The 21,785-nt window shown below is 62.4% G+C and carries 16 protein-coding genes; 7 read left to right on the top strand and 9 right to left on the bottom strand.

Annotated features, from left to right (window positions below):
• Nucleotides 1-3: 3 nt before the first annotated feature.
• The 8 genes from P12x_RS26110 to P12x_RS26075 form a co-directional block, all read right to left on the bottom strand.
• A complete protein-coding gene (locus P12x_RS26110; RefSeq protein ID WP_435007958.1) occupies nucleotides 4-1,011 on the bottom strand; it encodes a PD-(D/E)XK motif protein in 1,008 nt (335 codons plus the stop codon).
• Nucleotides 1,008-3,641, bottom strand: coding sequence for a Z1 domain-containing protein (locus tag P12x_RS26105; protein ID WP_435007957.1), 2,634 nt, complete (start codon nucleotides 3,639-3,641; stop codon nucleotides 1,008-1,010). The genes P12x_RS26110 and P12x_RS26105 overlap by 4 nt, the downstream gene beginning before the upstream one ends.
• The gene (locus P12x_RS26100) at nucleotides 3,638-5,017 is read right to left on the bottom strand and encodes an ATP-binding protein (protein WP_435007956.1); all 1,380 of its coding nucleotides are present in this window, start codon (nucleotides 5,015-5,017) and stop codon (nucleotides 3,638-3,640) included. The genes P12x_RS26105 and P12x_RS26100 overlap by 4 nt, the downstream gene beginning before the upstream one ends.
• Before the next feature lie 225 nt (nucleotides 5,018-5,242).
• A complete protein-coding gene (locus P12x_RS26095) occupies nucleotides 5,243-6,121 on the bottom strand; it encodes a phosphorothioated DNA-binding restriction endonuclease (RefSeq protein ID WP_435007955.1) in 879 nt (292 codons plus the stop codon).
• A gap of 16 nt (nucleotides 6,122-6,137) precedes the next feature.
• Complete coding sequence (locus P12x_RS26090; protein ID WP_435007954.1) at nucleotides 6,138-7,199, bottom strand: SIR2 family protein; 1,062 nt, start codon at nucleotides 7,197-7,199, stop codon at nucleotides 6,138-6,140.
• 30 nt (nucleotides 7,200-7,229) lie between these two features.
• A complete protein-coding gene (locus P12x_RS26085) occupies nucleotides 7,230-9,152 on the bottom strand; it encodes a Piwi domain-containing protein (RefSeq protein WP_435007953.1) in 1,923 nt (640 codons plus the stop codon).
• 37 nt (nucleotides 9,153-9,189) lie between these two features.
• Nucleotides 9,190-9,963 carry a DUF3800 domain-containing protein gene (locus tag P12x_RS26080; protein WP_435007952.1) on the bottom strand — a complete coding sequence of 258 codons (774 nt, stop codon included), beginning with the start codon at nucleotides 9,961-9,963 and terminating at the stop codon, nucleotides 9,190-9,192.
• 276 nt (nucleotides 9,964-10,239) lie between these two features.
• On the bottom strand, nucleotides 10,240-10,896 hold the full coding sequence (locus P12x_RS26075; protein WP_435007951.1) for a hypothetical protein: 657 nt from the start codon (nucleotides 10,894-10,896) through the stop codon (nucleotides 10,240-10,242).
• 496 nt (nucleotides 10,897-11,392) lie between these two features.
• On the opposite strand from P12x_RS26075, the gene P12x_RS26070 reads away from it, so the two are divergent.
• The 3 genes from P12x_RS26070 (at nucleotide 11,393) to P12x_RS26060 (ending at nucleotide 15,247) form a co-directional block, all read left to right on the top strand.
• Nucleotides 11,393-11,923 (top strand): HNH endonuclease, encoded by a 531-nt coding sequence (locus tag P12x_RS26070; RefSeq protein WP_435007950.1) that lies wholly within the window; start codon nucleotides 11,393-11,395, stop codon nucleotides 11,921-11,923.
• A 1,457-nt stretch (nucleotides 11,924-13,380) separates the two neighbouring features.
• A complete protein-coding gene (locus tag P12x_RS26065) occupies nucleotides 13,381-14,364 on the top strand; it encodes an aldo/keto reductase (RefSeq protein ID WP_435007949.1) in 984 nt (327 codons plus the stop codon).
• Between the two features lie 85 nt (nucleotides 14,365-14,449).
• Nucleotides 14,450-15,247 (top strand): endonuclease/exonuclease/phosphatase family protein, encoded by a 798-nt coding sequence (locus P12x_RS26060; protein WP_435007948.1) that lies wholly within the window; start codon nucleotides 14,450-14,452, stop codon nucleotides 15,245-15,247.
• 128 nt (nucleotides 15,248-15,375) lie between these two features.
• On the opposite strand, the gene P12x_RS26055 is transcribed toward P12x_RS26060, so the two are convergent.
• Nucleotides 15,376-15,930 carry a fluoride efflux transporter FluC gene (locus P12x_RS26055; protein WP_435007947.1) on the bottom strand — a complete coding sequence of 185 codons (555 nt, stop codon included), beginning with the start codon at nucleotides 15,928-15,930 and terminating at the stop codon, nucleotides 15,376-15,378.
• Between the two features lie 577 nt (nucleotides 15,931-16,507).
• Here P12x_RS26055 and P12x_RS26050 point away from each other — a divergent pair.
• Genes P12x_RS26050 through P12x_RS26035 form a run of 4 tightly spaced genes read left to right on the top strand, consistent with a single transcriptional unit; the run spans nucleotide 16,508 to nucleotide 21,775 of the window.
• Nucleotides 16,508-17,443: a sulfite exporter TauE/SafE family protein gene (locus P12x_RS26050; RefSeq protein ID WP_435007946.1), complete on the top strand. Its 936-nt coding sequence runs from the start codon at nucleotides 16,508-16,510 to the stop codon at nucleotides 17,441-17,443.
• Nucleotides 17,444-17,458: 15 nt separating this feature from the next.
• Nucleotides 17,459-18,871, top strand: a complete 1,413-nt coding sequence (locus P12x_RS26045; protein ID WP_435007945.1) for an MBL fold metallo-hydrolase — start codon at nucleotides 17,459-17,461, stop codon at nucleotides 18,869-18,871.
• Between the two features lie 38 nt (nucleotides 18,872-18,909).
• Nucleotides 18,910-20,520: a bifunctional metallophosphatase/5'-nucleotidase gene (locus P12x_RS26040; protein ID WP_435007944.1), complete on the top strand. Its 1,611-nt coding sequence runs from the start codon at nucleotides 18,910-18,912 to the stop codon at nucleotides 20,518-20,520.
• A 55-nt stretch (nucleotides 20,521-20,575) separates the two neighbouring features.
• Complete coding sequence (locus P12x_RS26035) at nucleotides 20,576-21,775, top strand: FAD/NAD(P)-binding oxidoreductase (protein WP_435007943.1); 1,200 nt, start codon at nucleotides 20,576-20,578, stop codon at nucleotides 21,773-21,775.
• The last annotated feature ends 10 nt before the right edge of the window (nucleotides 21,776-21,785 follow it).

Raw genomic sequence — 21,785 nt, 5'->3', positions numbered from 1 at the left:
TGACTACAGGAGGATCGCCGATGCCTGATCCGGTGTCCGAGCAACCCGCAGGTGGTCAAACCCTCCGATATTGATCTCGTAATCCAGTTCCTCGATCCCGCCGGGTACGCCGCCTGGAAAACTCGATGGAACGATACGTGGAAAATTATCGCGGACGGCGTAAAGCCCCTCCTCGATCACGCGGAGATGGAACTTCTCGTATTCCTCGGCATGGATGGGAGAATAGCCGGCCCTGGTCAGCGTCGTCTCGAAGCGGTCGGCGGCATCGGCATCGGCCGCCAGCTCGTGGGAGATCGCCCTTACAAGCCCCGGCAGCGTGTTCGATGACCCCGCTTCCTCACGCAGACGGATACTGAACAAATGGAGGTCACCTCCATCCGGCGGCAGGAGTTGGTCAACGCCGTTGATGCGGTGGATTGTGCCGCGCGTCGAGGTTGTCGCCTTCACCTCCACCGATCGGCCAGGCCACTCGAAGTCGTGCCGCGAACCGGTCGGCCCGCGCCAGCGATCGATGGCAGCGGTCAGACCGGCGTGGGGCAGGAGCCACACGCGCAGGAACCACAGCTCACCGAACAGGCCAAGCTGGTCGCTGCGAGAAAGCAGCGAGCGGGGCATCAGGCTCCAGAACCTTCGCCACCTGGCGAGCACCCGCCGGACGGCGTCGGCAGGCCGGCAGTCGACAGGACGAAGGGATTCCAGAAGCTCGTGGCCTATCAGGTCGAGGATGGGATGGCCGATCGCATCCTGGCAGGTGATGTCCAGGTAGCGAGACGGTTCCCGGCCGGGGACCGCCAGCTCGCTGGTGTGCACGCCCAGGCCGCGACTCTCGACATCTCGCAGGTCGGCGTCGCTTTCTTCGAGCGCGATGAGCAGATGGCGGCGGTGCTGCGAGTCGATGGCACAGAGCAGGACCCTGCTCAGCCCCGAACCGGCCGTTCGGGCAGCCATCTCGTCTCCACTTGCCCGTGACGGATCGAGCCTATCCCAGACTTCGGGGAAAGGGAGCGTCATTCGACCGGGCTCCAGCCCGCAGTGCCTACCAGATAGGCCGCCACGGCCTGCGGGTTTCTCGCCTCCGGGAAGGAAATCGCCATGCCGATCAAATCCCTCGCGTTCACGTCGTCGGGATTAGCGAACAAAGGGCGGCGGGTTCCGGGCCTGCGCTGTTCGTGACCCGACTGGCGGCTGATCGGGTACAGCAACAGCAACCCCTCTTCGGGAGGCCTTGCTCTTCGGGCCGCCCGGTTCTCGGTCACGTTCTGGGCCATGTACTGCTGCATCAGGGCGGCCGAGGTTTCCGATAGCCCTTTCGCCTCGTCGCCGGGCTCCGTGATCACGCCCAGGGAGTTGGTCTCCCCGATCCTCGTACGCCTGATTTGCTTGATCGTGCCGCCTTCCACGCCCCACTCGGCGTTGCCGAGCTGTGTGGAGGGCGTGGAACGTCCCTGGACGGAAACCGTCCAGTTTTGCAGTTCGCCCTGATCCGACAATCGCTCGATGTAGGCCCGGATAAGGGATGGAGACAGGCTGCTCGCCTCCGGGTGGACTCGAAAGACACGGAGAAATTCAAGGATCTCGGCGGGTGGGATATCGACCCACATCGGGCCCTCAGCCGGCCAAGTCGGCGGCCGGATCACCGTGAGACGGGCGAGAAATTCTCGCGTAGACTGGAGATTCTCATCGCAGAGCTGGGCCAATTCCCCGGTCAGATGCAGTGGGAACTTGAAAGTCTGGGCCAGAGCGAAGGAGTAAGACGCTGAGATCGTGGTATCTGTTGCAAATCTTCTCTTGACCGCGCTCGTCACCTGCATCGTGTGATGTTGCAGGATGCGGGTCCCCACCTGCAAGGGTGTCAGATTCTGTTCCTCGTAGACCCGCAGATCGCCGCGAAGAAGGTGTTCCATCAGCGCCATGTCGCTGAACCAGCCGTCGAGTTCCGTAGTGGTGTAAATGCGGGTCAGATCGTCGTATCCCCTACGGAACCCGAACCACCGCCCCATCTGCATCAGCGCGTCCTCGGTCATGGCGCGACGGACGAAATAGCTGACCATCAGGCCCTCGAGCGTCAGTCCGCGTGAAAGGCGGTTCCCGCCGATGGCGATCGCCTTCAAGCTGGGTTCTCGCTCGTAATCGAGCACGTCCCCGGTTTCACTGTTGATAACCTTGATCTGGACGGCCTCGAGGAACGGGCCGACGTGCGGCTCGATCGACGTAAAATCCGTGTCGCGGTCAAGGTGTGACGCGCGCGTGACCGGCCGGAATTCCTGCTCCCAGAGGCTCCTAAGCCGGTCGAGGATGCCGTGATCGCGCTGGTACCGCCACTCGTCCCTCAGCTCGGAATACTTTTGAGAGACAGCCGTCTCGAGCTGTCGCTGTTCAGCGACCAGATGGCTGATGTGAATCAGCATCGTTGCCGGCTGATCACCCTGACCGCGATGCGCCCTGGCCGCCCCGGCCACAACGAAATTCAGGATGGCGGTTTCGAGCGCTGCAGGGAACTCGCCCCTGTCCCACGCGAGCAGATCGTCCTGCGTGACCTCACGGATTACATCGAGGCCGCCCGCGCTACCACCGGTGTCCGGGTCGAAGCGGCCGAAGAGCTCCTCCGCTCCGAAGTAACCATCCGGCCTCGGCAGGTCGACGATGAAATCCTTGGGATAGAGATCATTCTCGAACCGTGGATCGAACGTGTCGTGCGGGATCAGGATGTTAGCAGAGGGGGTGGCTGTGTACGCGACGTATGCCTTCCGCTGGAACTTTTTGAGAAGGTCCCGGATCAGTCCATTGATCGTCGAAGGTGGTTCGTAATCGGGTGGGAGTGGGCCGTCCTCGGTCTGATACGTGCCCCTCGTATCCACGCTGGCTTGGTCTGCCTCATCGTCGATGACCAAGAGCGGGATGCGCCGTCGCACCTCATCGGGGGCCTCACCCAGCCAGCGGAGTAGGCGACGAAGCACCGGGCCGTTCTTCTTCACCACCAGCAGGACCGGCTGCGAGCCCTGCAGGGCAGCATGGTTCGCGTAGCCTGGCCGGAAATCCCCGTCAATCTCGTCGCGAGTGAACTCATGCCATTGCTGTCCCAGTGGGGGCAGGTGAACAGTGCCGGGACGGTTGTCGGTGTACCCGACGAGCTCTCGCTTGAGCCGGATGTTGGTCTGTCGACGAAGTCCGTTGTCGATCCCCGAGAGGACAACGATCAGCCGGTATCCAACGTCCGCAGCCTTGGCGATAAGCGAGGTGTAGCTCGCCGTCTTGCCGCTCTGGACGTAACCTAGGACCAACCCGCGGATGTCGAACCGCTCCTCAGCTGGAGGAGAGAGCTGACCGAGGATGCGATCAGTGGTCTGGTCCAGCGATCGAACGGCAGGAGCATGCCATCGCTTTTCCGCGAGCAGATATTCGCGCAGGCGCGGCCAGTAGTACCATTCAGACCTGTCCAACTGTCGCAGCCATTCATCCCGCCGTGCCGCGGCCACAACCATCCTCGCGGGAGCGAGGATGATATTATCGTCCTGATCCAGTACTTCTTGGATCCTGGCCCGGTGCGCCACCGGCACGGCCGGGTTCGAGACAGCCTGATCCCGCGGGATGTTCTGGGCGATCAGCACACGAACCACGCTCAGGGCGGCTTCAAAATTCATCGACCAGTTCCTTTTCCGTTCATGCGAGTCCGGAGCCTGGTAAAGACCCGCGCGATGACGGGCTTCTCCGCCGGTTCCGCAACTTCCTCGAGTTGTCGCTGCAAATCAACCAGGCTCCAGCGTTCGTCCCCTGCGTGATCCGGATTGCGGGCCGGACCATTCGAAAGGCTGGTATCGGGCCTGGGCGCGGGCGAAGTTGGGGAAGGCCCAGCCGGACGAATTGTCGGTGGCGATGCAGAAGGCGCGGGGGCGGCCGGAGCTGGAGCGGGCGCCGGATCGGGCGAGCGTTTGCGGTAAGTCTCCTGAGCGAGCCTGATAACCGGTGTGAGTAGCCTAAGGACCTCCTCGCGAATCTGGGGAGGCATCTGAACTCGCATCTTCGCGACGTTGATCTTGAACGCCTCGTCGAGAACCGGATTGAATCCGATGGCAATTCGCGCGAGCTTCGTATGCTCGTCGACGGTTCTCAGGCGGCACCAGCCACCGCTCTGGATGAGGCGGCCCGCCCGGTAAATGTAGAATCCCTGTTGCTGGTTCCAGTTCGCGGGGCCGCTCGCCCGTCTGAAGGATTCCGGGGAACTAAAATCCTGCTGGTGAGGGAGGACGAAGGGCTCAATCTTTACGACGCCCTTGATACCCTCGTGCTCAACCTCTAGTTCGGCAGACGCCCTCACCTTCGTCTTCTTCTCATCTCGCGCGAAAGGGTCCCAGGGGGTGACCTCGTTGCCGTTTACGAGGATCTTCAGTTTATTGCTCCGTACCTCCCCGGCGATAAAACGGTGGAAGACCATCCCCAGATGGCTCTCCAACTCGCGGCACATCGCCAGCATCCGCTTCCGGGCGATCAAGCCATATGGAAGCTGATATCCGAGCATCCGGTCCAAACGCTGCCAAAGAACGACGGTGCCTGTCGTGTCCTTGAGAGGCGATCGGACGGACGGGCCTGTCTCACCCGGCCCAACAGGGAGAATCTCCCATCGGTCGGTGGTCCCGATGTGCTCGAGGTCCCAGCAAAATGCGGCAACAACGGCGCGCTGCGGGTTGGTACGGCTGGCCACGGTGAGCCGACGGCACTGGCTCAGCGAAGCGGTCTTCAGTCCAAGCCCGAACTTGCCAAGATCCTCCTCCTCGTAGTCGCGCTCGGCCCCGTACCTCAGGGCCTCCCGCAGCTCGGAAGGGGCCATTCCGCGACCGTTGTCCGCGATACGCACCCAGGAGTCGTCTCCATCGAACTCCACGTCGATGGCAACGAAGGTCGCTCCCGCCTCAATGGAATTATCCACCAAATCGGCCACTGCCGAGGCGAACTCATACCCCATGTCCCTGAGCGAGTGAATCAGACGCCGCGCCGACGGGATTAGCTCGTTTTTGTTCACGCTCGGGTGCCCTCGCCGAGCCCTATCCGGTCGGTGAAGGCTTGGTCGAGGTTAAAACCGAGTTGGTAAGCCTCGTCGATTGGGATGAGGCAATGCACCATGTCAAGAATCGCCTGCAAGAATCGCCGGGCAAATAGCTCACACGCCAGCGGCATCGACGAGGCGCGGCCAATTGGGTCATCTTCTCGCGCACGCGTGCATGCGCCAAGAGCGCGACCACCCAAGTTACCCCAGATGCCTCGCCCGACCCTTGAAAACCTCCCGCCCGTGCCAGTCGAGATGCTCCGGCTCCGGCCGCCAATCAGGATGCTGGGCTTCTCGGATTGGCCTCCCGTGGTGGGCCATCAGGACTTCTTGGAACCCGGTCGTGCCGTTTGCTTGGTCGGAGACGAGCAGAACGTCCTCGCGGATCGTGAAGACTCCCAAGTCGAACGTCTTGTGGTGCAGGACACATAGCGCCAGCCCGTTGCTCTCGGTCTCCGGACCGCCGGCTTGGTGCCAGCGGATGTGAGCGGCGTCCAGGGCGATCGTCACCGAGCCGAGCCGCACATCGAACCCGCACACGGCGCAACGGTACTCGTAAGCTTTCAGCACCCGCTGGCGGAAGGCCGGATCGCGCTTGCGGCGGGCGACGGTAGTCTCTAGCGTCAGCCCGACCGCGTTCAGGATGTCCTGGTGCAGCGACTCGGGGAAGTGCCGCTCGAGAATACGGGAGGCGATAGCCGCGGAAAGGCCCGGATCGGCGGTGAGGGCGGCCTGCACCTCGGGCGAGAACTCGGCCCGGACGTCATGCGACCTCAGGGCGGTGACCCGAGGAATATCGTCCCCGGTCTTGAGAGCCAAGCCGGGAGGAGCGTGGATGGTCCAGACGCCGTCACGCTGGAGGCGCCAGAAGGGCTGCTCGGGGTGGTCCGATTTCCGCGGCGGGCCGAACTCGCGCAGCAGGGCGGTAAGGTCGGGTTCGACCTGCCGGAACGAAACGTCCTTTTGCCCCGCCTGCCACCGCCCGAGGGCGTAGAGGACGAGGAGGGGTTTGTGCGGGGCGCGCTGGTCGCCTTGCTTCCAGATGCTGAGGTCGTCGAAGCGGTGGAGAACCTGCATCATCGCCCTATCCAAGCTTTCAGAATGGCGAGCCAGCCGATTTCGGCACCAGCCCCAACAGGGTCTCGGAGAGTTTGACGTTCTCGAGGAAAGCTCTTGCGGAACCCTGCTGGGGAAATATTCTGTCCGTCGCAACGCCTAACCGCTCGGCAATTTCGGCCCGTTTGGAGGCTATTTCGTTCTTGCTGCACCTTGCGATTACCACGAGCCTGCGATCAGCGTCTGTTCTGAGGGATTGGACGAGCATTTTGTTGATATGTGAATCACCGAAACTATATCCGACGGTGACGATGATCTTCGCTAAGAGGCAAAATCGCCGGAACTCATACGCATAAAAAAGGTATGGATCGGCGGCGTCAAGCTTGAAATCACGCCCAAAAATGATCTCCATGCGATCTGGTTCTACTCGCTCGATTTGCTCAACACGATAGAGATTGTTGCTGGTGTCGCGTTTCCAGTCGATTGAGCCGTGGATCTTGTACAGGAAGACTTGCGGGAGCGGGTTCGAACCGGTGTCGCTATGTTCGAACCGCTCCCAATCCCATACATGATCGGTCCCGTGCCCGCCGAATCCAGCCTCAATGCGGAACTGTGGCTGATTCAAACGTTCTACCAGGCCATCGTAGTTGAGGGAAAAAATTCGAAGGGGATAATTGAGGTCATTCTGAAGTCGGGTGAACCCCTGGTAATAGTCGCCCTTCGAGGCGTTTTCAGGACACATCCACTTCTTTAGCTCTCTCAGGATCATCCGGCGGAACTTCTTGATGTTATCGAAGTGTGGGCCGGCCAGGGAGACAAAACGTGAATTCCACGATGCGATAAAGGGATAAAGCGGATGCTCCTCATTCCGCTCCAGCTCATAGAGCGAATTCACCAGGGTTTCGATGTTGTAAGGTACCCCGTTGCCAAAAGTTCCCTTGAGCCCTGAGGAGTAGTAGATGGCACTTTTTACATGGTGATAAAGATCAAGATGTTCTTTCCAGTCGGAGTTTTCCTTCAGCAGCCCTTCGATCTCGTTGATCATCGTCGCGGAAGCAGGAATTTCCGCCTCTACGCTCGCGCCCGCACCGAGCAGAAACATGATGTCCGTGGATCGCGTGTTCATACTTTTTTATAGGAACCATGGCCGGATGACTTGGACTTGCGGCAGGGGCAGTCCGTTGTCGTGGAAGTCATGTACGAGGTCGGCCACGAGGTGGCAGTAGAATACCGATACTGGTGCACTCTTCGCGTTGAAACCTCGCCAGTTTGCGCCGGAGAGATTGATGATGTCTTGGAGCAGGTCGTCGTCGCTGATACCTGCTCCATCGCTGATTCGCATGAATTGGAGGTGCGTCGGCCCCGGAAATGCCTTGCTGACGGTGGTTTTATCGGGGAATATCCCCTCGAACCACACCAGATGTTCGTGGTGGCCGAGCTTGACGGCCGTCCCTTCATAGGGCACTAGACTGTTGACGTGCCGATTGACTCCGAAGAACCGGCATTTCTGATTGACCTTCACCACGGCGAACCGGCAGCGTTGCCCGTCGCCGCGGCGGGCGGCCTCCGAGACCGTCTCTTGTATCGCGTCGATCTCATCGAATTTCAGCTTGAACGAAGTATGTACAACTACCCTGGCGAACTGCTCGGATCCTTCCGCGAGGACCGCTTGGAGGTTTGCCCGAAGTTGGCGTAAGTATTCGGACTTGCTCCCGCCTTCACCGAGAACCTGAATCCTTTGGAACAGCCCACTGTTATCGGTCATCACACTGAAGGCGAAGTATTTCTCAATGCTCTTCTTGCCTTCAACATATTTGGTTTTATGTGACTGACTGATCCCCACGATTAGCGTAGGCTCCGTGGTGGGCCTCACCTTCCAGGGCTGGCCACCTGCCTTGCAGAATATCTGGAGGGCAATATTCGCGATCGCCCATTTCAACGCGTATTCGTCTTGTATAACCCGTAATGTACATACTTGGGTCGGAATGCCTGCGTGTGCAAAGTCGGCTTTGTGGGCGAGATAGCCGTTGTCATCCCCCTCGGGGAGCACCATCACCGGTAGCATGCCAGGCATGTTTGCCCGCTTAGCCTGTACCTTGACGAGTGCCGCCGCCATTGATGCTTCGGAGAGATCGGGCAAGATGATCGGGTCGCCGTCGATGTGCAGCTCGGTCTTGAACAGGCTGCCGAAACCGGGGAAGCTGTAACGCTCCTTCCCTTTCGTCCCTTTCAGCGCCATCGCCAGCGTTCGGGCCGCCACTCGGTCCTGTTCGCGAAACAGAAACAGAAGGCTCGGTGCAGCCTTAAGGGGGAGGAGAGGTCCGTGGTCTCGAAGTCCGGAGAACTGGCTCCGCGACTCGCGTCCATTGCCGAAGATGTAGGATTTGGACCGCAGCCGCCTGGCCGGGAGCGGGGCGAACTCCTTACTCAGGCTGAAAGGGGTCGCTGACCCAGGCAACCGAAGGCCAGTGAAGATTCCCGCCCGCTCTTTGACGAAGGCACGGATTTTCTCAAGCCGATCAATGTAGCAATCGAGATTGCGCTTGAACTGTCGATCGAGGCTGAGGCTCAGTTGTTGAATTCGGCGGGAGAAGGGGAACTCATCATTCTTGCGAAACTGGAAATCGACGAGGCAGCCGAATTGGCCCAGCTCTCGAAGATGGTAGGGCTGAATGACAAGATGCTCTTCCCCTTCGGGATGATGCTTCATGACCAGATGGATTTCGTTCAAAAATCCACGATCGCGTACAACGTATTGATCCTCGTGCAAAACGGCTTTTACCGACTTCAGAAGAGCATGATGCAAAGCGTATCGCGTCAGGTTATTGTTCTCGTCCGCCCGGGCGACATATTTCTCATACCCATCGGCCGGAGAAGTCCTGACCCAATACGAAGCTCGCACGTCCCGGTCGTTACCGCTCGCGAACGAATACGAAGCCGAATCTTCATCGGGGCGACGATCCGACCCTTCGCGCGCCTTGCGAAAGATCCCGAATGACGGGAGTTCGCCGATGACGGGGAGAAAGTTGAGATGAATTTGGTAGTCGTCGTTCATGGGGCACGCCTTCAGTCGACGCCGTTTGTGGTGCTCGTCAGACCTTGGTCAAGGTGCCGGCGCAAGCCCGCATGGTGAGGCAGCCGGGGCAGGTGCATTCGGAAATATTTGCCTCCATGTGGCGCAGCCCTTGGAATGTCCTACCGTCCGATTGAAAACGGTTGAGGACAACACTCAAATAATTGTTGTCCTTTGCATGAAAATATCGAAAGGCTGCGTATGCGACGTGGTCGGCGAGTTGGACGCACCGAGTCGTCTTCGACTTCACAAAATGCGGCCCGTCGATGATGTATCGACCGTTCTCGCTGGTCAGGCCCTTGCGGCGGAAATCCCGAGCGATCTGTCGCAGTGATGTCTCGTAGGTACTCTCATCGAGAAAAATGATCCCCTTTTCGTCGGGGGCTCCACCTTGATGGCGATTTCGGAGAAAGTCATCGAACCAAGTGCAGAGTTCGGCGAAGGCGATCTCCATCGGGTCCTGACCAGGAAACGACTTCTTGTGGACGGCGCACCCCAAGGCGCACGCAGGCAGATCGGCGTCCTTGAAGACGCGGAGAACTTCCTTCAAGACCTCTCGCCGTTCTTCGGGCTTCTTGAGGTTATTCCACGGGGCCTCCTTCCCGCTGTAGATCGCGGAAGCGTGAAATTCAACAGAGTCCGGATCGGTTGCATCGAATCGGCCAGCTAATTCGTCCAATGCGTGCGTCAATGCGTTGACTTGGTGCTCAGCGACGCAGACACCCCCAAGCACGAGATATTCCTCGTGTTGATTCTGAACCGAACCGGAATCGTCAAGATAGAGGAGGAACATCTAGGATTTCCCGGAACGCTTGGAGGGCAATAGAGTTACTCGGTCGGACCCACAGGACTTTACAGGATACACGTGGATACTCAAGGCGTACCAAGGATTTGCGCCGCTCCGGCCGTTGACATCATGCTCTTGGAGGGTATAATCTCGACGTGGTTGGGAGGGCTGAATCTCTCGGTCCGCTGGCGATTAGCGCCACCCGGCTGCATGCTTCTCGAGAACACACGAACCGGCGATCGCCTCATCGGGGCTGTCGCCGGTTTCGCTTTGCGCCTGCCATCAAGGCGGAGACGCGACCTCGAAATGGCGATGCTCTTCGCCGATAAACATGAACTCCCTGGCCTTGCCCGTATGGTATTTCTCGTCCACGCACCGCAAGATTCCCGCCTCGACCAGCCGCATCACCGCACCAGAGACGACCACCTTCCGCTGGGCGAACATCTCCCGTAACTGCTCGATTGGCAAGAGAATCGCCTTCTCCTTCTGAAGGTGCTGGAGCTGCAGGGCGATCGCCGCGATCTCAGTGGCCAGACGGGACTCGGCTAGATCCCCGTCGAGTAGCCGGATCGGGTTGAGGCGGGCGCGGAATCTCGCGAGATCGAGAGCCGTCCACCCGAAGGGAAGTCGGGCCCGTGCTTTCGTCGCGAGTAAGGCCGATTCGAAATCGTCGGGGTCATATCCACGACGTCGACAGATCTCGCCTTTGACTTCGCGGGCAAGTTGTCGATCGAACTCCCCTTCGCCCCACTCTTCCGCGCACCGCCAGACGATGCGGTGGTAGTTCAGGGCATCGGACGAGACCCCAAACTCGTCGCGACCCACTGCATCCTCGATCCCCTTGTCATCAACCTGACGATCCGACGCCGCTACGACCGCCGCCGCGAGGTCGGCTGGCTGCTCAGCGATCAGCGATGGGAGCAGGGCAATCTGCCGCATCGGGGGCAATCCCGGGATCGTGGGTGGTGGTGGCTGAACATGTGGAATGATAGATCGAAGGGCCGGGAAGGCAAGCCTTGTGCCAGGAAAAAAATCTCGCTGCGACTCCTTGATCATCTTGGAGACGCCTGAATCGCCTGGAAAGTCGTGGAGCGTCTGTAGCGTCTTGTTACCTCTTGCGAAGCATGAAATATCCTGGGCAGTCCTGTAGGTCCCAACGATAGCTCAGGATCAACCCACAAACCTGAGTGATCAGGTAGGCCTAAGCAAACGTACCGGGTAGATCGTGAGGAAGGTCACTGATTTAACACGGATATTTGGAGGGATTTCTCACGACGCGGGTTCAATTCCTCTCGCCTCCAACCCGCATCCCGAGACTCAGCTACCCCGCGCCAGATCCATGATCGCGGCCCTGACGGAAGGCGTGTCAGGAGGGGGTGGAGGCTTGCACTATCTGCTTGTGGCTTTGTGAAAAGTGCGCTAGTGCTTGGGCTGTATGGAGATACAGCTCACACAGGGCAAGGTGGCCCATATCGACGACGGAGACTGGCTCCTTGTCGCGCCCTACCGTTGTTACGCCAAGCTCGACCGATCTACCGGCCGCTATTACGCTTACAACAAAAACCATCGCCTGATCATGCACCGCGTCATCATGGAGGCGGAGACAGGTCAGATCATCGACCACATCGACCGGGACGGCTTGAACAACCGGCGGCAGAACCTGAGATTCTCCGACAAGTACCGCAACCAGATGAACCGCGGGAAGAAGAAAAGTTCGGTGTCGAAGTACAAAGGCGTTTGGTGGAACACCCGGAAGCAAAGGTGGATCGTCCGCTTCAATTGGCTGGGGAAGGATCACTACGTCGGGGCGTTCAAGGACGAGCGAATCGCTGCCCAAGCCTACAACGAGGCCATTCTCCCCTTGGCTGGGGAGCACTCCCGACTCAACGAAATTGACTGGTCAGTCGCAGGATCTCAGCCTTCACCGAAGCCGGTAGTTTCGGCCAAGCCTCGACCAGTCGCATGAGGTCTGCAACCTCTGCCTCTTCCGTGCAGGCAATGTGCAGGCAGTGGGGACAAGGCGAACCGCAAGTCGTTTCGGGGCCGAAACTTGTAACCTTCGGGATTCTCTTGCAATTCCCGCCGCCTCCACTTCAATGTGGACTGTCTTCTGGTGACAGTTCACGACAGAAGACGACACAACCCCTGAGCAATTAGGGGTTTGTTCGTTTCTGGACCGCGCATTTCGGTCAGGCTCGATGCCAACTGGAGACACTTACAAGCCCATCGCTTAGCCGAAAAATAGGCGTTATGCGTGAGTTGAGCATGCGTGAGAGCCTCCAGCGGATAGCGGTTTTCGTCGGCCCTTTCTCTGGCTTCCATCCGGGTATGGGTGTAATCGGCCGTTCGGCGAAGTCCAGCGGCCCGGATCGATTCCTCGGCCTCCATGATCAACTCGCCGGATCGGACGAGTATCGGTGGTTTGCCCTCGCTCTCCACCGCGTGTTGGAGATCGGACCTCGAGCCCTCATCCGGCACTTGCCAGTAATTTCAAACTCGATCAGTTGTCTCTGTGTCGGACGGCGGGGATTGGGCAACTCGACGGGCGTTGCTCTCCACGTCTTCCCGAGTCGGAGCCGAGTCCTTGGAAGCCTTGAGCTTCGTCGGGCTGCAGGGGTCCGGGAAATCATCATTCTATCGGGACCGCTACTCTCAGACGCACGTCCACCTCAGCCTGGATCTGGTGAAGACTCGGCAGCGGGAACGTGGGCTCCTTCGGGCTTGCATCGAGGCTCGCCAAGCCTTCGTTGTGGATGATACGAATCCGTCCCGCTTGGAGCGGAAGGTCTACCACCAGGCTTCCTGAGAGGCCGGGGTTCGGGTGATCGGCTATTACTTCCAGTCTCGAGTTGAGGATTGCGAGCGTCGAAATCGACAACATCCGGGAGATCGGATCGCACCGTTCCGGGGTCTGCTGGGGACGGCCGGTCGGATGGAACTCCCCTCTCTGGACGAATGGTTTGATGAACTGAACTATGTCCGGATCGAAGGATCCGGGAGCTTCGTGATCGAGGGGTGGAGGGATGAGGATGGATGACCTTGAGGATCGGATGAGGGCCTTCGAGGCGGTCCTCCGCGACCTGATCGAGAAAGCGGGAGCGAGTCGTGGGTCGGTCGCATGACTGACCTCCGAATCGGGCCATCGTTCGTGCGGTCGCGAAGGACGATTGGTCGGGTTCGATCGACCGCTCGCCCTGGAACGTTTTGCTGGCCGGGCACCTGGTTTCTCTCCCAGGTCCTTCGGGTTCGCGGTCCAGGCCAGTGTCCCGGACCGGGTGAAGTCGCTCCCCCGCCTTAGCGAGTTATCGGATTGGTCTATGGTCCCCGGCGGCCCGCCGCTGGCGTCCGGAGGGCCTGGGAAGTAGGCTGATCGCTGATTGCTGGCGAGCCACCCTCGAAGACCGCGAACGTACGAGGCGAACGATGAAGACCCGACTCTTCGGCAAGACCGGCTTTCATGCCTCGGAGATTGGGCTGGGGTGCTGGCAAATCGGCGGCTCCGACTGGGGGACCATCGACGACCGACTCGCTCGGGAGATTCTCTCGTCAGCCGTGGAGGCCGGGGTCAACTTCCTCGACACCGCCGACGTCTATGGCGGCGGTCGGAGCGAGGAACTCGTCGGTCGCTTCCTCAAGGGACGCCATGAGCGAATCTTCGTCGCCACGAAACTGGGTCGGGCCGGCGGGATGTATCCCGAGGGCTACACGGAATCCGCCGTTCGATCGGCCACGGAGAACTCGCTGAGGCGACTCGGCGTCGAGACGCTCGACCTGACCCAGTTGCACTGCGTTCCCACCGAGGTCCTGCGTCGGGGCGAGGTTTTCGAGTGGCTTCGGAAGCTCAAGGGTGAAGGCCTGATCCGCGATTTTGGCGCCAGCGTCGAGTCGATGGAGGAGGCGTCTCTCTGCCTGGAGCAGGAGGGGCTCGCTTCGCTCCAGGTCATCTTCAACGCCTTCCGCCAGAAGCCGATCGAGGCCCTCTTTCCCAGGGCGCAAGCCGAGGGCGTGGCCATCATCGTGCGACTGCCCCTGGCCAGCGGCGTCCTGGGGGGCAGGATGGATCGGGCGACTCGATTCCCGGAGAATGATCACCGGAACTACAATCGGGACGGTCAGGTTTTCAACGTCGGGGAGACCTTCGCGGGCCTGCCCTTCGAGGAGGCCGTGGACCTGGCCGGGGCGTTGAAGCCGATGGTGCCCCCCGGATTGACCATGGCGGAGATGGCGCAGCGGTGGGTCCTCGATCACGATGCGGTGTCGGTCGTGATCACCGGGGCCAGTCGTCCCGAGCAGGCGGTGGCGAATGCCTCCGTGTCGGACCTGCCGCCCCTGGACCGGGGATTGCACGAGCGATTGGCTGGATTCTATCGGGCCGAGGTCGAGCGACGGATTCGCGGCCCTTACTGATCTTCGGGGGCGTCGAAGAGACCGACGGAACTCCTCGTCCGAGTCGGGCGGATGGCCCGTGGAGCCAACCGGAGCAGACCCTTCGATGGGATCGATCCTGCGAGTGGCCACCGTCAATCTGCTGAACGACCGGACTCGATGGACCGAGCGCCGGACTCTGCTCGCCCGAGGGCTGGCCGAACTGTCGCTCGACCTGATCGCGCTCCAGGAGGTGACCGAACCGCTCGGCACCAGCACCGCCCACTGGCTGGCCGATGAACTCGGAGACTACTCGGTCCACGTCTGTCCCAAGGCGGGATCGGGCCGCAGGCATGAAGGGATCGCCATCCTCAGCCGCTTGCCGGTCGAGGGTCACGAACAACTCGACCTGCAAGGCCAGCAGAGGACCGCCCAATTTCTCAGCGTGCGGGCCGGGGGACGTGCCTTGGTTCTGGTCAACGGCCATTACTATTGGCCCGTCGGGGCCCACGGGCCGCAGGTCAGGCAAGTCGGACTCGTTCTCGATCGGATCGCCTCTTTCGCCCCGGGGACCGCCTTCATCGTCTGCGGCGATTACAACGCCACGCCGGACTGCCGATCCATCGACTTGATGCGTCGGAGTTTCGTCTCGACTCATCGGGCTCGCCACGGTCGGGAGCCCGACTTCACCTGCCCCACGCCTCTCATCAGCGGGGGGAGGGTGCGAAGGTCGATCGCCTCGGGCCTCTGTCGGATCTTCTCGATCGTCCCCAGCGACATCTGGCGAGGTACTCTGGACTACATCTTCGCGAGCCCGGATATCCGTGTGGTCGAGTGCTCCCTCATCCTCGAACGGCCGTCGGAGGCAGACCCGACCCTTTACGCCTCGGACCATTTTGGGCTGTCGGCGATCCTGGAAGTGTAGGAGTCCGATTTCCGGCCGGGCGAGTGGGAATTCGCGAGGAATTCCAACCTCGGGGTGGACGAGTGTGTCGTCCGATCGCGCGATCGTATCCCCGGTACTCCAGGATGAGTCATCGAGAACTGTCGAGATCACGATGCCCGCTGGTCCTCGGCTTCCTCGATATCGACCAGGGGGATCGGATCCACGTCGGGGGGCAGTTCGAGATCGGGCGAGCCTTCGTCGTCCTCCGCCAATCTTCGGGCTTCGGGAGAGGGGCCGGAGTGCATGCCCAGGCCACCGCCCTGAAATTTCGCCTCCCAGGCCGGGATCAGGAGGTCGCGAGCCAGGGCCATCCCCAGCAGGACGGCGATGATCCCGGTCACGAGGCTCCCCCCCAGATTCGCCAGGGCCATCCCTCTCTCGCCTCGCTCCCAGAAGAGCGCCGATTCGTAGGCCAGGGTCGAGAAGGTCGTGTATCCTCCGAGGAATCCGGTCAGGATCATGAGCCGGACGTGGGGATGAGGCAGCCAGCGGGCCATCACCATCGCCAGGAATCCGATGGCGAAGGACCCGGAGATATTGATGACGAACGTGGCCCAGTGGGCGGCCCCCCATCGGTTGATCCACAGCCCCAGCCAGTAGCGGGCATTGACCCCCAGGACGCCGCCGAGGGAGAGGAAAAGTGCCCTCGTCCAGCCTTCCATCGATTATCCCCTCCGTCATGACATGCTAATTGTGATTTTGTGAACCGTAAATATGCACGTTAAGTCTGTTGATTTGTGATATTGTCGAAGGCCGGATGGGGGTGGCGTCCCAGGATGATCGCGCGGGGGTCGCTTGCTCGTGGATCACCCTCACTCCAGACCTCTACCGCCGCGATGGGGTGGCCGAAGGCCGGGCTAGGATCCCCTCCCATCCGCTTGGCGGGTCGGGCCTCCGTGAAGCACCCAGCTGGCGGGCTCGATCGGTTGGATCCGTGAGTTTACCCGAACCAGACAAGGCCGAGAAGCGCCCGGGAGCCTGGGATAACCGACCAGGCGCCGAGGCGAGCGCCCGGCGTCACACCATTGACGCCGTACTCCGGTTGCCTCAGTCTCCGGAGGATCGTCGGCCCGTCCCGACGGCATGGGGGCGACTCGAACCTCGGCTCCCGGGTCGCATCAGGGAACGGTAGGGTGGTGGGTTGACTGGATAACCAAAAAGGAATATAGTTGGGCTCGGGAAGTTGCTTGGGTTGCCCCGTGCGATTGCGGGGAATTCATCGCGAGTGGGAGGGAGGCGATGAAGGATCTCGTGCTTTCCATCGGGGGTCCGTTCCTGTTGGCGATTCCCGGGCCGGTCGTGCAGTTGGTCCTCTTCGCCGTTTCGCCGGATCTTCCGGGCGGTTGGCAGACGGCGTTGGGCCTGGCCTTCGGGGCGTTTGTGGGCTTCTCGCTGGGGCTGACCGGCGGTGGTGGGTCGATCTTCGCGGTGCCGTTGCTGGTCTACGGCCTGGGCGTGCTTCCCCACGAGGCGATCGGGGTCTCGCTGGCGGCGGTCGGGGCGACGGCCCTGATCGGAGGGGTTCGGCGATTGGCCCGGGGCGAGGTCGAGGTCCGGACGGGGCTACTTTTCGCCGTCGCCGGGATGCTGGGCGCGCCGGTGGGTTCCTCGATCGGTGGCCTGGTTCCCGGAGGGATCTTGCTGGGCCTGTTTGCCGCGTTGATGGTCGTCGTCGCCGTGCGGATGTGGATCCAGGCCCAACGTCAACCGGACCAGACCCGGGCGATCCGAGCCAGTTCCGGGAAGGCTCCCGAGGAGCCGGGCCCCGCCTGTCGGCGTGACCCGAGCGGGCAACTCCGGATCACCTCGCGGTGCTTCGCCGTCCTGGTCGTGACCGGGATCCTGGCGGGGGTCCTCTCGGGCCTTTTCGGGGTCGGGGGCGGCTTCGTGATCGTCCCGGCTCTGGTCCTGGTCACCGGGATGGGGATCCATCGGGCGGTGGCCACCTCATTGTTGATCATCGCCCTGGTGAGCGCCTCGGGTGTCGCGTCGAACGTCGTTGCCGGACGCCCCCTGCCCCTGGCGTTGACCGGGTTGTTCGTGGTCGGCGGGATCGCCGGGATGGAACTCGGGACCCTGGCGGGTCGTCGGCTGGGAGGCCCCGGACTCCAGAAGATATTCGCCGCGGCGATGGTCGCCGTGGCGGCCTTCATCGTGGCCAAGAGCCTCAACTGAGGCAGGAGGATAGCGATGTTCTTTCATCAGCGGTTCGTGCCCGGCCTGGCAATTTATAGCTACATGGTCGGGGATGAGAAGTCCAAGCAGTGCGCCGTCATCGACCCGACCCGCGACGTGGGCGATTTCCTGGAGATCGCCAAGCGTGAGGGGCTCCGGATCACGCACGTCCTGGAGACCCACGTCCACGCGGATTTCGTCAGCGGTTCGGCGGAGTTGAAGTCCCGACTGGGCGACGATCTCCAGGTGGTCGTGTCCGGGATGGGCGGGCCGGAGTGGACCCCGCCGTATGCCGACCGGGTGGTGGAGGATGGCGACGAGGTCGACCTGGGGACGGTGCGACTGAAGGCGATCCACACGCCCGGCCACACCCCCGAGCACGTCTCGTGGGCACTCTTCGATGATTCCCGGAGCAAGACGACCCCCTGGCTGATCTTCTCGGGCGACTTCCTGTTCGTCGGCGACGTGGGACGCCCCGACCTCCTGGGTGAAGAGGCCCGCAAGAAGCTGGCCCATCAGTTGTACGAGAGCGTCTTCGGGGTCCTGCCGGGGCTGCCCGACTTCACCGAAGTCTACCCGGCCCACGGGGCCGGATCTCTCTGCGGCAAGGCGATCGGCTCACGCGGGAGTTCCAGCCTCGGTTACGAGCGGCGGTTCAGCGGGGCCCTCCAGCGTCGCGAGGAGCCCGAGTGGGTGGCCACCCTCCTGGACGGGATGCCGATCGCCCCGCCGTACTTCCGGAGGATGAAGAAGGTGAACGCCGAGGGTCCCCGGGCCCTCGGCCCCGAACTCCGGGGGCAGAAGAGATTCGCGGCCAGGGAGGTCCACGAGCGGGTCTGCGACCACTGCCTGGTGCTGGACGTCCGCCCCAAGGAGGCGTTCGCGGCCGCCCACATCCCCGGATCGATCAACATCCCGCTGGGGCACAACCTGCCGACCTGGGCCGGCTGGGTCCTGCCGTACGACCGCCCGATCCTGATCGTCCCGGATGACCCCGCCGACGTCGCCGAGGTGGTCACCCACCTGCTGAGGGTCGGGTTCGACGAGGTCCAGGGCTACCTCGAGGGCGGGCTGGCCGAGTGGGAGACCCACGGCTACGAGCTGGGGCGACTGGAGACCATCTCGGTCCACGAACTCGACGAGCGGCTCAAGAAGGAGTCCGGGCGTCCGTTCGTGCTCGACGTGCGGACGGACTCGGAATGGGGCTCGGGGCACATCGAAGGGGCCTTGCACATCCACGGGGGGAAGCTCCAGGAACGGATGACGGAGGTCCCCCGAGACCGTCCGGTGGCCGTGGTCTGCGGCTCGGGCTACCGGGCGTCGATCGCCTCCTCGTTCCTGAAGCGGGAAGGCTATCGCGATGTCACCAACGTGCTGGGCGGCATGAGTGCCTGGAAGGCTGCCGGACTGCCGATGGTGAAGGCTTGAACTCGAGGGCGATTCCCAAGGGAGGAGTTTTGATGTCCATGATTCGTCGAATCATGTGGATTGTTTGTGGCCTGTTCGCTGCCCTAGGGGGGCTGCCCCGGCTGGCCGAGGCCTCGGACGGTCCCGAGCCGATCTCGCTGGTCTACATTGCCGACCTCCACGCCCAGCTGGAGCCGCACGCCGAGTTCTTCTGGCGCGGAGGCCGGGACGAGACAGTCATGGCGGGCGGGGTTTCCCGGATCGCCTCGGCGGTCGACGTCATCCGTAAGGAGCGACCGGGCCGGGTCCTATTCATGGACGCCGGCGACACGATCCAGGGTTCGGCGGCCGCCGCCTGGACCGAGGGGAAGGCAGTCGTCCCGCCGATGAATGCCCTGAAGCTCGACCTGGGCATCCCCGGCAACTGGGAGGTCGTCTACGGGGGGAAGGTCCTGGAGGATAGGGCCGGGGAGTTTCACCACCCACTGATCGCCGCCAACCTGCGGGATGCGGCCTCGAAGCGGCTCGTCTTCCCGCCCTACCTGATCAAGGAGGTGGGCGGGGTCCGGATCGGCGTGATCGGCTACACCGACCCCGACGTGCCCGAGCGTCAGCCGCCGAGCTACAGCCAGGGCCTCGCTTTCGACGGGGCCGAGGTGCTCCCGCCCCTGATCGACGAGCTTCGGGGGAAGCAGGAGGTGGATGTCGTCGTCCTCCTGACCCACATCGGCCTTCCCAAGTCGATCCGACTGGCCGAGACCCTCAAGGGGGTGGATTTCGTCCTCTCGGGCGATACCCACGAGCGGACCTACGAGCCGATCGTCCGCGGCGAGACCTGGGTGGTCGAGCCCGGCAGCTTCGGCTCGTTCCTGGGGCGGCTGGACTTCGCCTTCGAGGACGGTAAGATCGTCGATCGTCGGTGGGAACTCGTGGAGTTGCGGGCCGACCGATTCGCCGAGGACCCGGCGGTCGAGCGGGTGGTCGAGCAGACCCTGGCCCCGATCCGGGGCGGACTCGACAAGATCATCGGCCGCTCGGAAACCCCGCTGATGCGGTACAATGTGGTGGAGACCAGCCTCGACGACGTGCTCTCGGACGCCCTCCGGGAGGCGGCCGGGACCGAGATCGGCCTGTCCAACGGGTTCCGGTTTTCGCCGCCCCTGGTCGCCGGGCCGATCCGGGAGTCCGACCTCTGGGACTGGTATCCGATCACGACGAAGCTGAAGGTGGGCCAGGTCACGGGCCGACAATTGCGGGCGTTCTGGGAGCGCGAGCTGGAGCACGTCTTCGCCGAAGACCCGACCAAACTCTTCGGCGGCTGGCTGCCCCGTCCCTCGGGGATGACCCTGCAGTTCGTAGCCCACGCCCCCCAGGGGCATCGGGTCCGCGAGATACGGGTCCATGGCGAGCCGCTGGAGGACGACCGGGCCTATTCCCTGGTCGCCTGCGAGCGCGAGGGGGACGACCCGGACAAGCTCTGCCGGATCCCGAATGTTCGGGATCCCCGAGTGCTGGGACTGGACGCCCACCAGGCGGTCCGTCAATATCTGGCGGAACATTCCCCCTTGCCGGCCCCGGCGGGCGGACGAGTGGTCGCCCTGGATCTGCCCCCGGTCGTCCGATCGCAGGTACTCCCGCCCGAGAGCCCGATCGGGGCCGAGAAACCTTGAGAAGTTGCGCCGGACCGCCCGTAGCGGAGCCTGCCGAGCGGGCCCAGGAGTCGTCATGATGGCCGAGATCGCACGCCCCCGGATCGTCATCGTCGGTGGCGGTACGGCGGGGATCACCGTCGCCGCCCAGCTGACTCGCAAGCTGAAGCATCCGTGCGAAATCACGCTGATCGAGCCCTCGGCCAAGCACTATTACCAACCGCTCTGGACGCTGGTCGGCGCCGGCGTCTTCCCCAAGCAGGCCAGCGAGCGGGAGGAGGCCGACTTCATCCCGAAGGGGACGACCTGGGTCCGGGACTCTGCGGAGGAGTTTCGCCCGGATGACAACCTGGTGACAACCCGGTCGGGCGAGTCGATCGGCTACGACTACCTGGTCGTTGCGCCGGGCATCCAGATCGACTGGGGGAAGGTCGAGGGCCTCCGGGAAAACCTCGGAACCCAGGGGATTTGCAGCAACTACGACTATCGGACCGTGGACTATACCTGGGATTGCCTCCGCAACTTCCGGGGCGGCACGGCGATCTTCACCAATCCGGGCACGCCGGTCAAATGCGGGGGGGCTCCCCAGAAGATCATGTATCTGGCAGACGACTACTTCCTCCGGTCGGGGGTACGTGACCGTTCCCGGGTGGTCTTCGCCTCGGCGCTCGGGTCGATCTTCGCCGTCCCGAAATACGCGGCGAGCCTGGAGCGGGTCATCGCTCGGAAGGGGATCGAGACCCACTTCGAGCACGACCTGATCGCGATCCGGCCCGGGTCGAAGGAGGCGGTCTTCCGCCGGAAAGGCCCGGGGGACGAGGTGACGATCCCCTACGACATGATCCACGTCACGCCCCCGATGAGCGCCCCGGACTTCATCAAGCAGAGCCCTCTGGCCGACTCGACCGGCTGGGTCGAGCTGGATCGGGACACATTGCGGCACTCCCGCTACCCCAACGTCTTCGGCCTGGGGGATGCCAGCAACCTGCCGACCTCGAAGACCGGTGCGGCCATCCGCAAGCAGGCCCCCGTCGTCGTCCGGAACCTGATCTCGGCCATCCGGGGCGAGTCGCCGACGGCCCGGTATGACGGCTATACGTCCTGCCCGCTGGTGACCGGATACGGCAAGCTCGTCCTCGCCGAGTTCGACTACGACAAGAAACCCAAGGAAACCTTCCCGTTCGACCAGTCGAAGGAGCGAAGGAGCATGTACCTCCTGAAGAAGTACGGGCTCCCGGCGCTCTACTGGCACGGCATGCTCCGGGGCCGGGCGTAGTGTCATCGAT

Origin of the sequence: Tundrisphaera lichenicola (genome assembly GCF_051175385.1) — a bacterium.
In the GTDB taxonomy this organism is placed as follows: domain Bacteria; phylum Planctomycetota; class Planctomycetia; order Isosphaerales; family Isosphaeraceae; genus Tundrisphaera; species Tundrisphaera lichenicola.
The sequence above is the reverse complement of the archived record's forward strand: the minus strand, read 5'-3'. Positions and strand labels throughout refer to the sequence as shown.

Excerpts from the sequence above, each read along its gene's own strand:
- P12x_RS26110 (WP_435007958.1), bottom strand. The coding sequence starts at position 1,011 with ATGACGCTCCCTTTCCCCGAAGTCTGGGATAGGCTCGATCCGTCACGG.
- P12x_RS26105 (WP_435007957.1), bottom strand. The coding sequence starts at position 3,641 with ATGAATTTTGAAGCCGCCCTGAGCGTGGTTCGTGTGCTGATCGCCCAG.
- P12x_RS26095 (WP_435007955.1), bottom strand. The coding sequence starts at position 6,121 with ATGATGCAGGTTCTCCACCGCTTCGACGACCTCAGCATCTGGAAGCAA.
- P12x_RS26090 (WP_435007954.1), bottom strand. The coding sequence starts at position 7,199 with ATGTTTCTGCTCGGTGCGGGCGCGAGCGTAGAGGCGGAAATTCCTGCT.
- P12x_RS26085 (WP_435007953.1), bottom strand. The coding sequence starts at position 9,152 with ATGAACGACGACTACCAAATTCATCTCAACTTTCTCCCCGTCATCGGC.
- P12x_RS26080 (WP_435007952.1), bottom strand. The coding sequence starts at position 9,963 with ATGTTCCTCCTCTATCTTGACGATTCCGGTTCGGTTCAGAATCAACAC.
- P12x_RS26075 (WP_435007951.1), bottom strand. The coding sequence starts at position 10,896 with ATGCGGCAGATTGCCCTGCTCCCATCGCTGATCGCTGAGCAGCCAGCC.
- P12x_RS26070 (WP_435007950.1), top strand. The coding sequence starts at position 11,393 with ATGGAGATACAGCTCACACAGGGCAAGGTGGCCCATATCGACGACGGA.
- P12x_RS26065 (WP_435007949.1), top strand. The coding sequence starts at position 13,381 with ATGAAGACCCGACTCTTCGGCAAGACCGGCTTTCATGCCTCGGAGATT.
- P12x_RS26060 (WP_435007948.1), top strand. The coding sequence starts at position 14,450 with ATGGGATCGATCCTGCGAGTGGCCACCGTCAATCTGCTGAACGACCGG.
- P12x_RS26055 (WP_435007947.1), bottom strand. The coding sequence starts at position 15,930 with ATGGAAGGCTGGACGAGGGCACTTTTCCTCTCCCTCGGCGGCGTCCTG.
- P12x_RS26050 (WP_435007946.1), top strand. The coding sequence starts at position 16,508 with ATGAAGGATCTCGTGCTTTCCATCGGGGGTCCGTTCCTGTTGGCGATT.
- P12x_RS26045 (WP_435007945.1), top strand. The coding sequence starts at position 17,459 with ATGTTCTTTCATCAGCGGTTCGTGCCCGGCCTGGCAATTTATAGCTAC.
- P12x_RS26040 (WP_435007944.1), top strand. The coding sequence starts at position 18,910 with ATGATTCGTCGAATCATGTGGATTGTTTGTGGCCTGTTCGCTGCCCTA.
- P12x_RS26035 (WP_435007943.1), top strand. The coding sequence starts at position 20,576 with ATGATGGCCGAGATCGCACGCCCCCGGATCGTCATCGTCGGTGGCGGT.